At 60.0% G+C, this 14,549-nt stretch carries 14 protein-coding genes and 1 pseudogene; 11 read left to right on the top strand and 4 right to left on the bottom strand.

Annotation, left to right across the window (positions count from 1 at the left end):
* Positions 1-19 precede the first annotated feature (19 nt).
* Positions 20-904: a LysR family transcriptional regulator gene (locus KY379_RS23920; protein ID WP_133326856.1), complete on the bottom strand. Its 885-nt coding sequence runs from the start codon at positions 902-904 to the stop codon at positions 20-22.
* Positions 905-1,048: 144 nt separating this feature from the next.
* Between KY379_RS23920 and KY379_RS23915 the strand changes: the two genes are divergently transcribed.
* Positions 1,049-2,056, top strand: coding sequence for an alpha/beta hydrolase (locus tag KY379_RS23915; protein ID WP_261241635.1), 1,008 nt, complete (start codon positions 1,049-1,051; stop codon positions 2,054-2,056).
* 55 nt (positions 2,057-2,111) lie between these two features.
* Entirely contained in the window at positions 2,112-2,834 is a 723-nt protein-coding gene (locus tag KY379_RS23910) for a pirin family protein (RefSeq protein WP_133326860.1), read from the top strand.
* Positions 2,835-2,899: 65 nt separating this feature from the next.
* Here KY379_RS23910 and KY379_RS23905 read toward each other — a convergent pair whose 3' ends face one another.
* Entirely contained in the window at positions 2,900-3,193 is a 294-nt protein-coding gene (locus KY379_RS23905) for a DUF1330 domain-containing protein (protein ID WP_261241636.1), read from the bottom strand.
* A gap of 78 nt (positions 3,194-3,271) precedes the next feature.
* On the opposite strand from KY379_RS23905, the gene ribBA reads away from it, so the two are divergent.
* From ribBA to KY379_RS23870, 7 genes are all read left to right on the top strand, one after another.
* The gene (ribBA, locus tag KY379_RS23900) at positions 3,272-4,393 is read left to right on the top strand and encodes a bifunctional 3,4-dihydroxy-2-butanone-4-phosphate synthase/GTP cyclohydrolase II (protein ID WP_133326864.1); all 1,122 of its coding nucleotides are present in this window, start codon (positions 3,272-3,274) and stop codon (positions 4,391-4,393) included.
* A 285-nt stretch (positions 4,394-4,678) separates the two neighbouring features.
* Positions 4,679-5,704, top strand: a complete 1,026-nt coding sequence (locus KY379_RS23895; RefSeq protein WP_133326866.1) for a polyamine ABC transporter substrate-binding protein — start codon at positions 4,679-4,681, stop codon at positions 5,702-5,704.
* Positions 5,701-6,618: an ABC transporter permease gene (locus tag KY379_RS23890; RefSeq protein ID WP_133326868.1), complete on the top strand. Its 918-nt coding sequence runs from the start codon at positions 5,701-5,703 to the stop codon at positions 6,616-6,618. The genes KY379_RS23895 and KY379_RS23890 overlap by 4 nt, the downstream gene beginning before the upstream one ends.
* Positions 6,619-6,624: 6 nt before the next feature.
* Positions 6,625-7,434, top strand: a complete 810-nt coding sequence (locus tag KY379_RS23885; protein ID WP_133326870.1) for an ABC transporter permease — start codon at positions 6,625-6,627, stop codon at positions 7,432-7,434.
* Positions 7,435-7,453: 19 nt separating this feature from the next.
* Entirely contained in the window at positions 7,454-8,602 is a 1,149-nt protein-coding gene (locus KY379_RS23880; RefSeq protein ID WP_261241637.1) for an ABC transporter ATP-binding protein, read from the top strand.
* Positions 8,603-8,707: 105 nt separating this feature from the next.
* On the top strand, positions 8,708-10,015 hold the full coding sequence (locus tag KY379_RS23875) for a substrate-binding domain-containing protein (RefSeq protein WP_196172772.1): 1,308 nt from the start codon (positions 8,708-8,710) through the stop codon (positions 10,013-10,015).
* 148 nt (positions 10,016-10,163) lie between these two features.
* Positions 10,164-11,171 (top strand): TerC family protein, encoded by a 1,008-nt coding sequence (locus KY379_RS23870; RefSeq protein WP_133326876.1) that lies wholly within the window; start codon positions 10,164-10,166, stop codon positions 11,169-11,171.
* 442 nt (positions 11,172-11,613) lie between these two features.
* Here KY379_RS23870 and KY379_RS23865 read toward each other — a convergent pair.
* Positions 11,614-11,832 (bottom strand): annotated as a pseudogene (locus tag KY379_RS23865) (acyl-CoA dehydrogenase family protein); the annotation flags it as partial.
* A gap of 957 nt (positions 11,833-12,789) precedes the next feature.
* On the opposite strand from KY379_RS23865, the gene KY379_RS23860 reads away from it, so the two are divergent.
* Both KY379_RS23860 and KY379_RS23855 read left to right on the top strand, forming a co-directional pair.
* The gene (locus tag KY379_RS23860; protein ID WP_261241638.1) at positions 12,790-13,548 is read left to right on the top strand and encodes an ABC transporter permease; all 759 of its coding nucleotides are present in this window, start codon (positions 12,790-12,792) and stop codon (positions 13,546-13,548) included.
* Positions 13,548-14,249 (top strand): ATP-binding cassette domain-containing protein, encoded by a 702-nt coding sequence (locus tag KY379_RS23855; protein WP_261241642.1) that lies wholly within the window; start codon positions 13,548-13,550, stop codon positions 14,247-14,249. The genes KY379_RS23860 and KY379_RS23855 overlap by 1 nt, the downstream gene beginning before the upstream one ends.
* Here the strand turns inward: KY379_RS23855 and KY379_RS23850 are convergent.
* Positions 14,246-14,549: transposase (locus KY379_RS23850; protein ID WP_261241639.1), on the bottom strand; the 304-nt coding region annotated here is incomplete at its 5' end. The genes KY379_RS23855 and KY379_RS23850 overlap by 4 nt on opposite strands.

Below are 14,549 nucleotides of genomic sequence, written 5' to 3'. Positions count from 1 at the left end.
GAGACCCTAGATCACATCATCAAAGTTGGGCCAAGCGCTCACGCAAGAATTCGACGAACCCCTGCACCGGCCGCGCCACCTGCCGATGCTGCGGATAAACCGCCGACAACTGCAGCGCCGCGGGAGCCCACTCCGCCAGCACCGGGACCAGCCGCCCCTCCGCCAACGCCTTGCCGACGATGAATGTCGGCAGGTAGGTCACCCCCATCCCGGCAACCGCCGCGTCCCGTAGCATCTCGCCGTTGTTCGCGCGCATGCGCCCGGTGACCTGAATCGACTGAACCTTGCCACCCTGCCTGAACTGCCACTGCACCTGCCGTGAATGCCCATAAGGCAGGCAATCGTGCTCGGTCAGCTGCTCAGGGCAGCTCGGCACACCCCGCGCTTCGAGATACCCAGGGCTTGCGCAATACACCCGCTCGACATTGGCGATGCGCCGGGCGATCAGGCTGGAGTCCTCCAGCGCGCCAATACGCAGCGCCAGGTCATAGCCCTCGCCGATCAGGTCCACGGCACGATCGCTGAGGTCCACCTCCACATCCACCTGCGGGTGCAGCCGCAGGAACTCGGTCAGCAGGCAGCTCAGGTGCGCCATGGCGAACGACAGCGGCGCGCTCAGCCGCAGGGTGCCACGCAAAGCCTGGGTCTGGCCGCTGATATCGTGCTCGACCTGTTGCACCTCACCCAGAAGACGCAACGCCGACTGGTAATAGTGCTGGCCCAGCGGCGTGGCATCCAGACGCCGGGTGGAGCGGTTGAGCAGGCGCACGCCAAGGCGCTCCTCGAGTTGCATCAGGCGCCGGCTGACGGATTGCTTGGACATGCCGAGGCGGTCGGCGGCAGAAGTGAAGCTGCCGGCTTCCATGACCTGGGCGAAAATGCGCATGTCTTCGTAGGGGTTCATTGTCTCGCTCACAGTGACAGTTAAACGCTTTATAACGGCTTTTTCCCGTCAATGCATCTCCCTAATCTACGCACAGGTCGCAGCGATGGCCCCAAGGCCAGGCAAGACGCCCACTCCACCACTTGCATAGAAAAGGATTCGCTCATGAACACTGTCCACAAAGCCCTCACCGCCAGCGTGCTCGCACTGTCCATCTCCAACGCCTTCGCCGCTGGCAGCCCTGGCGTCGAGCAGCACACCCAGGCCTTCCTCGAAGCTCTGGAACAAGGCGGCGGCAAGCCACTCGAACAACTCAGCGCGAAAGACGCTCGCGCCGTGCTGACCGGTGCCCAGGCCTCGGTGAAGGTCGACCTGTCCGGCATCGAGGTGAAGGAACGCGTCATCCAGGTCAAGGGCGAGTCGATCAAGCTGCAAGTGGTACGCCCGGCCAAGGTCAAAGGCTTCATGTTCTTCCACGGCGGCGGCTGGGTACTGGGCGACTTCCCGACCCACCAACGACTGATTCGCGACCTTGTGGTCGGTTCCGGCGCAGCGGCGGTCTATGTGGACTACACGCCTTCGCCCGAAGCGCACTACCCCACCGCCATCAACCAGGCTTACGCCGCCACCCAGTGGGTCGCCGAGCACGGCAAGGAGATCGGCGTGGACGGCAAGCGCCTGGCCGTGGCGGGTAACAGCGTCGGTGGCAACATGGCGGCAGTGGTCGCACTCAAGGCCAAAGAGGCCGGCACTCCTGCTCTGCGCTTCCAACTGCTGCTGTGGCCGGTGACCGATGCCAGCTTCGAGACGGCCTCCTACAAGCAATTTGCCGAAGGTCATTTCCTGACGACCGGGATGATGAAGTGGTTCTGGGACAACTACACCACCGATGCCAAGGCCCGGGCACAGATCTACGCCTCGCCGCTGCGGGCGAGCAGCGAACAGCTCAAGGGCCTGCCGCCGGCGCTGGTGCAAACGGCCGAGTTCGATGTGCTGCGCGATGAGGGCGAGGCCTATGCACGCAAGCTCGATGCAGCCGGTGTAACGGTGACCTCGGTGCGTTACAACGGGATGATTCACGACTATGGCTTGCTCAACCCGTTGAGCCAGGTTCCGGCGGTGAAGGCGGCGATGCGTCAGGCGGCTGCCGAATTGAAGGTGCACTTGCAATAACCCTCAATCATCCAATGGCAGGGCCGAACGGCCCTGCCCGCATCGGAGATCGCTCATGCTCACCGTCCGTAACGCACAAGACCGTGGCCTGGCCTTCCATGGCTGGCTCAAGTCTTTCCACACATTCTCCTTCGGTCATTACCGCAACCCAGAGGAGCAAGGCTTCTCCGACCTGCTGGTGATCAATGACGATCGCGTCATCGCCGGCAAGGGCTTTGGCGAACACCCGCACCGGGATATGGAGATCTTCTCCTATGTCCTTGAAGGTGCACTGGAGCACAAGGACACCTTGGGCACTGGTTCGGTGATCCGCCCCGGCGATGTGCAGTTGATGAGCGCAGGCCATGGCGTGGCGCACAGCGAGTTCAACCACAGCCAGACGCAGCCGGTGCACTTCCTGCAAATCTGGATCGTGCCCAACGTCAGTGGTGCAACACCGCGCTACCAGCAACAGCACTTCAGTGCCGCCGACAAACGCGGAAAGTTGCGCCTGATCATTTCGCCGGACGGCGCCGAAGGTTCCTTGCAGGTGCGGCAGAACGCCCGGGTGTATGCCGGATTGTTCGATGGCCCCGAACAGGCCAGGCTGCACTTGCCGAAAAATCGCCATGCCTATGTGCACGTGGCTCGGGGCAGCATCGATGTGAATGGCCACCGACTGAACGAAGGCGATGGCGTCCGCATCCGACAAGAGCAGGTGCTGGAACTCACCGCTGGCGTGGACGCCGAGGTACTGGTCTTCGACCTGCGTCCCCACGAGCTGCCAGGGATGCCCTGATCTGCAAGTCTGGCAGCAACTGCGGTATCGCCGGCTGACCGACGATACCGCAGTCAACCACCACCTCAGGGCTTGCAGCCCTCGACGATGATCACCTCCGCCTTCGCCACGCCCTGGCGATGGCTGCACGCCTCCTGATACAAGGCTGAGTGGTAGCACGCCACGGCCTGATCATACGAATCGAATTCGATCACCACACTACGCTGCGGCGTTGGCCGCCCTTCCATCGCTTCGCTAAGCCCCCCCCGCGCCAGAAAACGACCGCCGAAAGCCTGGAACGCCGCGGGCGCTCGCTGGGTGTATTGCAGGTACTGTTCGGTGTCGGTCACGTCGACATGGGCGATCCAATAGGCTTTCATCGGCTGGTCTCCTTGGTTTCTGATATTTGTGTATGATGGTATACCATAAAAATCACACCACCACAGTGAGCGTGCAGCATGGCATTCAACAGTATCGAAGAACTTCTCGAGGACTACCGGCAAGGCAAGATGGTGCTGCTGGTGGACGACGAGGATCGGGAAAACGAAGGCGACCTGTTGATCGCTGCCGAGCGCTGCGACGCCCAGGCTATCAATTTCATGGCCCGACAGGCACGCGGGTTGATCTGTCTGACGTTGACCGACGACCACTGCCAGCGGCTAGGCCTGGAACAGATGGTTCCCGCCAACGGCAGCGTGTTCAGCACCGCCTTCACCGTGTCGATCGAAGCTGCCAGCGGCGTCACCACCGGTATCTCCGCCGCTGACCGGGCCCGAACCGTGGCCGCCGCCATGGCACCCAATGCCCGCCCTGAAGACTTGGTCCAGCCTGGGCACATCTTCCCTCTGCGCGCCCGCGAAGGCGGGGTACTGACCCGCGCGGGGCATACCGAGGCGGGTTGCGACCTGGCGCGCCTGGCGGGCTTCAGCCCAGCCTCGGTGATCGTCGAAGTGCTCAACGATGACGGCACCATGGCCCGTCGCCCGGACCTGGAAGTCTTCGCCGCCGAGCACGGCATCAAGATCGGCACCATTGCCGACCTGATCCATTACCGCCTGAGCACCGAGCAGACCATCAAGCGCATCGGCGAGCGCGAACTGCCGACCGTCCACGGCACTTTCCGCCTGGTCACCTACGAAGACCACATCGAAGGCGGGGTGCACATGGCCATGGTGATGGGCGATATCCGCCGCGAGCAGCCGACCCTGGTGCGGGTGCATGTGATCGACCCGCTGCGCGACCTGGTCGGTGCCGAGTACGCCGGCCCGGCCAACTGGACCTTGTGGGCGGCCTTGCAGAAGGTGGCTGAGGAAGGCGCAGGCGTGGTGGTGATCCTGGCCAATCACGAGTCGTCCCAGGCCCTGCTGGAACGGGTACCGCAGTTGACCCAGCCAGTACGTCCCTACCAGCGTGGGCAATCGAAGGTGTATTCGGAGGTCGGTACTGGGGCGCAGATTCTCCAGGACTTGGGCGTGGGCAAGCTGCGCCACCTCGGCCCGCCGCTGAAATACGCAGGCCTGGCGGGGTATGAACTGGAGGTGGTGCAGAGCATTCCGTTCGAGCCACAAGCTTCAAGCTGAAAGCCTCAAGAGGAAAGCGGATCTGCATAAACACGCGATCCGCTTTGCTTGCAGCTTGAGACTTGTAGCTTGCGCTTAGGTCGGAGTGATGGCCGGTAGCCTCATCCCTCTTGCGAAAAGTTTGGAATACCATAATATGATATCCCGTAGACCTTAAAACTGCAGGCCGGCACCTACAATCACAAACGGCCGAGAACACTTTGTAAAAGCTGCTCCCCGAACACAGTTGGCGGGCGCAAGATGAATAGCCCCGCCTCGAATAACAAAAGTAACGAGGGCGTAACCATGCTGTTGAGCAAACGTGTAACCGCAGTGCTGTCCGCCAGCCTGCTGACCCTGGCTTGTCAGGCCACCCAGGCCGCCGACAGCCTCAACTTCGTCAGCTGGGGCGGCACCACCCAGGACGCCCAAAAAGAAGCTTGGGCCGCTCCCTTCACCCAATCGACCAACATCAAGGTCGTCCAGGATGGTCCGACCGACTATGGCAAGCTCAAGGCCATGGTCGAAAGCGGCAATGTCCAGTGGGACGTGGTCGATGTCGAGGCCGATTTCGCCCTGCGCGCCGCCAGCGAAGGCCTGCTCGAACCCCTGGACTTCAACACCATCCAACGCGACAAGATCGACCCGCGCTTCGTCTCCGACCATGGCGTCGGTTCGTTCTTCTTCTCCTTCGTGCTCGGCTACAACGAAGGCAAGCTCGGTGCCAACAAGCCCGTCGACTGGACCGCGCTGTTCGACACCAAGACCTATCCCGGCAAACGCGCCCTGTACAAATGGCCCAGCCCCGGCGTGCTGGAACTGGCCCTGCTGGCCGATGGCGTAGCGCCCGACAAGCTGTACCCGCTCGACCTGGACCGCGCCTTCAAGAAGCTCGACACCATCAAGCAGGACATCGTCTGGTGGGGCGGCGGTGCCCAGTCCCAGCAACTGCTGGCCTCCGGTGAAGCCTCGCTCGGTCAGTTCTGGAACGGTCGGGTCTATGCGCTGCAAAAAGATGGTGCACCGGTGGGCGTGAGCTGGAAGCAGAACCTGGTCATGGCCGATTTCCTGGTCATCCCCAAAGGTGCCAAAAACAAGGACGCGGCCATGAAGTTCCTGGCCACCGCCAGCGGTGCCGAGGGCCAGGCCGAGTTCGCCAATCTGACCGCCTATGCCCCGGTCAACGTCGACAGCGTGGCCAAGCTGGACAAAGACCTGGCACCGAATCTGCCTACCGCCTACGCCCAAGACCAGGTAACGCTGGACTTCGCCTACTGGGCCAAGAACGGTCAGGCCATCGCCGCACGCTGGAATGAGTGGTTGGTCAAATGAAAGTCGCCGTCAACGCCCTGCACAACGCCCAAGGTGCCCCCACGGGCACCGGCGCCCCTGGGGAGGCTGCGCGCCGCCCCGGCCTGGGCCAGCGCTGGAAAGGCAGCCGCAACCTGCTTCCAGCCTTGCTGTTCCTCGGGCTGTTCTTCTTCGCCCCGTTGATCGGTCTGCTGCTGCGCGGGGTCCTGGAGCCAGTCCCAGGTCTGGGTAACTACGAACAGTTGTTCGCCAACTCTGCCTATGCACGCGTGCTGTTCAACACCTTCTCGGTGGCTGGCCTGGTCACCCTGATCAGTGTGCTGTTGGGCTTTCCGCTGGCCTGGGCGATCACCCTGGTGCCCAAGGGCTGGGGCCGCTGGTTGCTGAACATCGTGCTGCTGTCGATGTGGACCAGCTTGCTGGCTCGCACCTACTCGTGGCTGGTGTTGCTGCAAGGCTCGGGGGTGATCAACAAGGCGTTGATGGCGTTGGGCATCATCGATACCCCACTGGAGCTGGTGCACAACCTGACTGGCGTGGTGATCGGCATGAGCTACATCATGATCCCGTTCATCGTCCTGCCGCTGCAGGCGACCATGCACGCCATCGACCCGATGGTGCTGCAGGCGGGCTCGATCTGTGGCGCCAGCCCCTGGACCAACTTCTGGAAGGTGTTCCTGCCACTGTGCCGCTCGGGGCTGTTCTCCGGCGCACTGATGGTGTTCGTCATGTCGCTGGGTTACTACGTCACCCCCGCCCTGCTCGGAGGGGCACAGAACATGATGCTGCCGGAATTCATCATCCAACAGGTGCAGTCGTTCCTCAATTGGGGCCTGGCCAGCGCCGCCGCCGCACTGCTGGTGCTGATCACCCTGGTGCTCTTCTACCTGTACCTGAAGCTGCAGCCGGAATCCCCGGTCGGCAACGCGAGGTAAACCGCCATGCTCCTGTCCCCCAATGCCATGGGCCGCCCGTTACGCACGGGCCTGTATCTGACCACTGGCGTCATCGCGGCCTTCCTGCTGCTGCCGGTGGTGTTCATCATCCTGTTGTCGTTCGGCTCCTCCCAATGGTTGGTGTTCCCACCACCGGGCTGGACCCTGAAGTGGTACGGCCAGTTCTTCTCCAACCCCGAGTGGATGGAGGCGGCCCTGGCCAGCCTCAAGGTCGCCGTGCTGACCACCATCGCCGCGGTGCTGCTAGGCCTGCCCACCGCCTTCGCCCTGGTGCGTGGTCGTTTCCCTGGCCGCGAGCTGCTCTATGGGCTGTTCACCATGCCGATGATCGTGCCGCTGGTGATCATCGCCGTAGCGGTCTACGCACTGTTTCTCAAGCTGGGCTACACCGGCACGCTGTTCGCATTCGTGGTCAGCCATGTCATCGTCGCCCTGCCCTTCACCATCATTTCGATCATCAACTCGCTGAAGCTGTTCGACCAGTCGATCGAGGATGCCGCGGTCATCTGCGGAGCCTCGCGCCTGCAGGCGATCCGCAAGGTGACCTTCCCGGCGATTCGTCCAGGGATGATCGCCGGCGGCCTGTTCGCTTTCCTCGTCTCCTGGGACGAAGTGGTGCTCAGCGTGATGATGGCCAGCCCCGACCTGCAGACCCTGCCGGTCAAGATGTGGACCACTTTGCGCCAGGACCTCAGCCCGGTGATCGCCGTCGCCTCGACGCTGCTGATCGGCCTGTCGCTGCTGGTCATGTTCATTGCCGCCGCACTGCGCCGGCGCACCGAAGTCAACGCCTGAGTGCCCGGAGACAACAACAATGAGTGCCGTGATCAAAGACAACGCCCGCGACAAGACCCTGGTCAGCCTGCGTGGCCTGAACAAGCACTACGGCGATTTCACCGCCGTGGACAACCTCGACCTGGACATCCAGGATGGCGAATTCCTCACCTTCCTCGGTTCCAGCGGCTCGGGCAAGTCCACCACCCTGTCGATGCTCGCCGGTTTCGAGACGCCCAGCAGCGGCGAGATCCTGGTCGAAGGCCGCTCGTTGGTGCAGGTGCCGCCGCACAAGCGTGATATCGGCATGGTATTCCAGCGTTACTCGCTGTTCCCGCACCTTACGGTGCGCGACAACATCGCCTTCCCCCTGGCCATCCGCAAGCTCGGCGCCGCCGAGACCAACAAGCGTGTCGATGCCATGCTCAAGTTGGTGCAACTGGAGAAGTTCGCTCACCGCAAGCCGTCGCAGATGTCCGGCGGTCAGCAACAGCGCGTGGCAATCGCCAGGGCCTTGGTGTACGAGCCACGCATCCTGCTGATGGACGAACCGCTCGGCGCGCTGGACAAGAAGCTGCGCGAAGACCTGCAGGACGAACTGCGCCAACTGCACCGCCGCCTGGGCATCACCATCGTCTACGTGACCCACGACCAGGAAGAAGCGATGCGCCTGTCCCAACGCATCGCCATCTTCAGTCATGGCAAGATCGTCGGCCTGGGCAGTGGCTACGACCTCTACCAAAATCCACCGAACGCTTTCGTCGCTTCGTTCCTGGGTAACTCGAATTTCCTGCGGATCAAGGCCAACAGCCACGGTGCCGGCAGCTTCGAGGGGCAGCCAGTGGCCATCCGCCTGACCCCAGGCCTCGCTGCCGAACAGCAGGCGCTGATCATGGTTCGGCCGGAGAAAGCCCTGGCCCTGACCGCTGAGCAGGCTGCGCGCGAGCCTCTGCCTGCGGGCTGGAACGAAGTCAGTGCCAAGGTCGCAGAAGTGCTGTTCCTCGGGGAGAGCCAGACCTGTCATGTGGTGACCGCCGGAAGCACCGAACTGACGGTCAAGGCGCTGTCCGCGGCCGGTATGTCGATGCAGCCGGGGGACAATGTGAAAGTCCGCTGGGCGGTGGCCGATGCCTGTATCTATACCGAATGGGCGGAGAGTGACCTGAGCAAATCGGCGGGCGCACATTGAGCCGGGGCCATAGCGTCGCGGCTTGACCTCAGCGTTAGCTGTCACATTTCGGTCACGCCACCGTCGTAATCTGCCGGGCAACCCTCTGTCACAAGGTTGCCCGGCATGCCTCGCGCGCTTTTCCTGTTGATTGCCTTGTTACCCGGTCTGACACTGGCCGGCCCCGCGCAACTGCGCGTACAAGGTTCCAATACCATTGGCGCCGCCCTCCTCCCGGCCTTGGCCACAGGCCTGTTACAGGCCCAACACGCCCGCGCCATCGAGCGACAACCTGGGGCGCAAGCCAATGAAACCCTGGTCACCGCGCAAGATGCCAAGGGCGACCCACTTCGTATCGATATCGCCGCCCATGGTTCGAGCACCGGGTTTACCGCGCTCGGTCGCGGCGACGCCGACCTGGCCGCTGCTTCGCGCCCCATCAGCGACACCGAGCTTCGCCAACTGCGCGCACTGGGCGATCTGCGCGCGGCCAGCTCCGAGCAGGTCATCGGCCTCGACGGGGTAGCGGTCATCGTCCACCCGGACAATCCACTCCCGCAACTGACCACCGCGCAACTGGCGCGGATCTTCGCTGGGCAGATCGACCGCTGGGAGCAACTGGGGGTGTCCAGTGGGCCCATTCACCTGTATGCCCGCGACGACCGCTCAGGCACCTTCGAGACTTTCCGGGCCCTGGTACTGGAGCCCCGGCAAGCCGAACTGGCCGCTCAGGCACAGCGCTTCGAGTCCAGCGACGAACTGGCGACGCGGGTCGCCGGCGACCGCCAGGCCATCGGCTTCACCAGCCTGGCCTCGGTGCATGGCGCTAAGGTGCTCGCGGTCGCCGAGGGCGATGTCCCGGCCATGCTTCCTGACCGCAGCCTGATCGCCAGCGAGGATTACCCGTTGTCACGGCGGCTGTACTTCTACCTGCCCGCCAATGCCAAGCCGCTGGCAAAGGCCTTGGTGGAGTTCGCCCAGAGCCCGGCCGGCCAGGCGATCGTCGCCGAGCAAGGCTTCGTCTCGCAGCAGATAAAGGCGCAAGCAGTACCGGCACAGGCCGACATGCCGCCGCGCTATCGCAGCCTGGCCCAGCAAGCGCAACGGCTGAGCGTCAACTTCCGCTTCCAGGAAGGCAGCGCCAGCCTCGACAACAAGGCCCTGCGCGACGTGCAGCGAGTGGTCGAGTACCTGCGCCACAACGACAAGCTGCAGAGCAAAGCCGTATTGGTCGGCTTTGGCGATCCCAAGGAAACGCCGGGCCGTGCGGCGCTGCTGTCACGCCTGCGCGCCCTTGCGGTGCGCCGCGAGCTCGCCCGTGATGGCGTCGAAGTGCTGGAGGTGGCAGGCATGGGAGATGAATTACCGGTGGCCGGCAACGACTTGGAGCGAGGCCGCCTGCGCAATCGACGGGTGGAGGTGTGGGTGTACTGAAGCAAAAACTTGTAACACCCCAACATTCGGCGTCACCGGCAAAAGGGTCTAGGCTCAGAGTCATGTGATACCGGGCCCCTCTGACGGCTGCCAAGCCGTGATGTCGGATCACTGTTGCCATGCAACGTCGATCATTCAGGAGGGGCTCATGATGGCTCTGCAGACATTCCTCACCACGCCATTTCTCGGTACCAGCACCTGGCTTTGGCTGGTCTTCATGGCCGTCGTCATCGGCCTGCTGGTGCTCGATCTCGGCGTGCTCCATCGCCAGGACCGCGAAATCGAAATGCGCGAAAGCCTGTTGCTCTACACCGGCTACTTCAGCGTCGGCGTGCTGTTCGGGGCATGGGTCTGGTACCAGTTAGGGGCGCAGTCGGCCTTGGAGTTCTACACGGGCTTTCTGGTGGAGCAGTCTCTGTCGATGGACAACGTGTTCGTCATGGCGATGATCTTCGGCTACTTCTCCATACCCCGCCGCTACCAGCATAGAGTGCTGTTCTGGGGCATTCTCGGCGTCGTGCTGCTGCGTGCGATCATGATCGGCGTGGGTGCGGCGTTGGTGCAGCATTTTGCCTGGGTGCTGTATATCTTCGGCGCTTTCCTGCTGTTCACCGGGATCAAGATGGCCTTCACCCACGAGGACAGCCGACCGGACCTGGCCAACAACCCGGTAATCCGCTTCGTCCGTCGGCACATGCGTGTCACCGACCAGATTCACGGTTCGCATTTCTTCGTGCGCCTCACCCCACCCGGTCACAGCAAGGCGTTGCGCCATGCAACGCCGCTGTTCCTGGCATTGGTGCTGATCGAGCTGGCCGACCTGGTATTCGCCGTCGACAGCGTACCTGCGATCTTCGCCATCACCCAGGACCCGTTCATCGTCTACACCTCGAACATCTTCGCCATCCTTGGCCTGCGCTCGTTGTACTTCGCCCTCTCGGCATTGATGCACCGGTTCGTGTACCTCAAGTACGCGCTGGCGATGGTGTTGATCTTCATCGGATGCAAAATCTTCTACCACGGCATGGTCGGCAAGGTGCCGGCGCTGCTGTCGCTCGGGGTGACGTTCGGCTTGCTCCTCGGTGGGGTGGTGGTGTCGTTGATCAAGACGCGGGGCGAAAAAGCAGCTGCAACGAAGGTCACGGGCGAACCGTGAACAGTTACGGCAAATCACATCCCAAGGTCATGGATGCGATCATCGCCGGGCGCGGTACTGCTACGAAAGACGCAGTACCAGCGCCAACGTAGCGCCTGAGGCAAATCAAACAGGGCAGTCATTGGAGACCTAGATCTTTACTTGAACTTGAAGAGGGCCCATACCGCCACCATCAAGAAGAATCCGGACACGCTTAGCCAAGCCGAGACGATCAACCTACGCTTGACCTGACGCGGAAAAGCGCCCCCATGCCGCTGCCCGGGCACCTGTGCCGAACGTGATGATGGGCAGTGCCGACACGGGTGTTTGACGCCAGGACGAAATGAGCAAGCTGATGAGCGTGCTAGCCACAAGGCAGCCCAGGATTTGGTGGTGGACCTGAAAACACAATGACTCCGCCGCGACCTCTTCGCCGACCCGAAGAGGTCGAGACGGCTTTGGCTTACCTACCGCTACGCAACATCTCCGCCGGCACATACTTGCCGATCGCCGCCCGGCGCACTTCATCGGGCCCATCAGCCAAACGCAGGGTACGCTGCATCGCGTACATGTAGGCCAGCGGGAAATCTCCGCTGACCCCTGCCCCGCCATGCAACTGGATCGCCCGATCGATCACCTTCAATGCCACGTTCGGCGCCACCACCTTGATCTGAACGACCTGGCGAAACACACAACCGGCAAGCCGGTCCTTAGCGTGGTCCATCTCACCGCTCCGAAATCCCTCACCTAACACAGGCAGCAACCAGATTATTGCGTCACAACCTCTCACTTTACATTTGGAAACCTTGTTTATCGCCAAACCAAAATATCAAACAAAATCTAACAGCAAAATAAAATGAAGAATCTTCCGACAATCAACCAAGAAGATTCACTCAAAAAAACCAGACCACTCCCCACCCCCCAAAACCTGCCACAAAACATCGTAAGACACGTCTGACAATGCCATTCAAATTATAAACATCTACACCTACCAAAAATACATATACCTGTCGAAAGCGGTGTTGACCCAAGACAATTATCTACCTAGATTTGCACCCCCCAATGATGGCGGGGATATTAAACCTCGGAGGCTTGACATGGTCGGGCAGTTTGGAGTCAGCCTCATGCCAATGGTGGGTGCGCTACTGATTGCAGCGACGGTAAGCAACAGAAAATAATCAGCAATCTCACCAATGAATATGAACGGAGCGCCATCAAAACTTGGACGGCGCCCACTTGAGCGCCGGCACCATCATGAGAACACTTAGAACCTACAACTACGAAATACTTAACTTTGAGCCAGTCGCGACCAACCGCCCAAACGCGAGACTAACCACAATCAAAAACAAAAAATTCCCAGTGCGCCCCAGCGCATCAAAGGAAGCACCTCCGGATATTTGCAACAGTACGAACTGGAAAAAATACTTTCAATAAAATTTCTGCCCATGCTATCACGATCGACTCCCTTCAAACCATTGTAGTTATCGGCAAAAAGAAAAACCATGCCGCACTGAGACAATCACTTACACCGGGCTACCTTGCCTCATATGAGTAACATTCCTACAACATCTAGAATTTCTAGGCGGAATGTTCTTGCAATAATTATCCCTAGCCGACTAGCCAGCATGGTGCCGCCCCCATGAAACTGAGTATCTTCAAACCACCGCTCACACTAACCAAAACAATCATCACCTGCAAAATTCTCTTAACAGAGCACCTCAGAGACCCAACGGCTATTCTATGGGCTGGAGTAGCTCCGTGCATCATGTTCATTGCTTTAAGCCAAAGCAACTTCAAACAAGACATCCAACCTTTGGAATACAGATCTTCCGCCGCATGGTTTTACTCGTATATTGCAGCGAACTCAGCCTTCTACGGCTTCAGTTTCTACCTCATCGGCAGAAGAGAAAGCGGATTCGTAAGATCGTTTATCTACAAGCCCATGTCGATCAAAATCTTCCTTTACGCTCATACTGCATGCTACGCAGTAATCAGCTTGTCTTACTCCATCCTGTTCTACCTCGTGACCAAGCCTCTGTATGGCGTGTATTCAGCGCTGGAGTTACTACATCTTACAACATGCTTTTTCACCTGCTACTTGTTGTTTTCATGCTTAGGCTTGATCATTGTCGCAATGCCGTTGAAATTCACCACTGCGAGCACCGTCTTTTCCCTTCTTTCATTCTGGATGCTTTTATCTGGATACCTAGGCTCGCTGCAAAACTCAAGCCCCATCCATTACGCCTCATTCATTAATCCACTTTATCTAGCCACCATGATTTACAATGAGGAAATCCCGCTGGTCTTAAGCTTACCCGTTGCCTCAGCCGGCGCATTCGCAGGGCTGCTCTTGACGTGGAAATTTTTCAGAATCCAACCGATCTGGAGCAGGTACTAATAAGTGTTTTGACCTTGAGCAACGTCGCCTTCTCCTATGATCGAACCCCGATCATGAACGACGTGAACCTAGCCCTGTCCAAAGGCGAGATCGTGGGTGTCCTCGGCATAAACGGCGCGGGGAAAACCACATTATTTGATCTCATCTGCGGAACCAAGAAAGCCCACGATGGTGCAATCAACAATGCAGCCCTCCACCCCACCTATCTCACTCAAATCCTAACCCCACCCCCCTTATTACGTCTGCACGAGGCCGCAGAACTCATTCTGCAATTAAACGCCCACACCCCCCGTGACCCACTGGACTTCCCTGCACGGCTCGCAACATGGTCTCCAGCTCTTGCAAAGAGATACAAGCAAATATCGGACAAAAAAGCATCCACTTGCAGCTATGGTGAAATTCGAAGTTTTTTCACCTTAACCCTTCTCTTGATGGATAGCGATTTGGTCGTTCTGGACGAACCCACTGCCGGCGTAGACCCCGAGCTCCGCCATTACATATGGCTAGGAATAAGAAATGCCTGCCAAGAGGGTGCAAGCGTGTTGGTCTCTTCGCATTACACCCAAGAAATTGCCAGCAACTGCAGTCGATTCTACATGCTTGCAAAAACACGACTGGAGGAGTTCAGAAGCACAGAAGCATTTTTAGCTCGGTATCAAGCTGCTTCGCTTGATGAAGCCTTTGTCAATGCTTCGACCTAGGCTCTGTACGAAAAGAGTTGTCGCAAACACCGCATGGAACAAGCCAGTGAGACCATTGCGGCATAGCTTTTTGCAAGCTTGTCGAAGCGTGTCACGATCCTGCGATTCTCTTTCAGCCAGCCAAACATGCGCTCGATGATGTTGCGCTGCCGGTACTTGGGCCGATCAAACAGTCTGGGTAAGCCAGGTTTGGGCTTGCGCTTCATTGAGCGTAGCGGGATGGCAGGCTGCATCCGATATTGATCGCAGTAGCGGCGTAAAGCTTCGGCATCGTATCCCTTGTCGGCCAGCAACCATTTA

The organism is Pseudomonas sp. HD6422, from assembly GCF_025377065.1.
GTDB classification, from domain to species: domain Bacteria; phylum Pseudomonadota; class Gammaproteobacteria; order Pseudomonadales; family Pseudomonadaceae; genus Aquipseudomonas; species Aquipseudomonas putida_U.
Note: the sequence above shows the minus strand (reverse complement) of the source record. Positions and strands in the feature narration are given on the sequence as shown.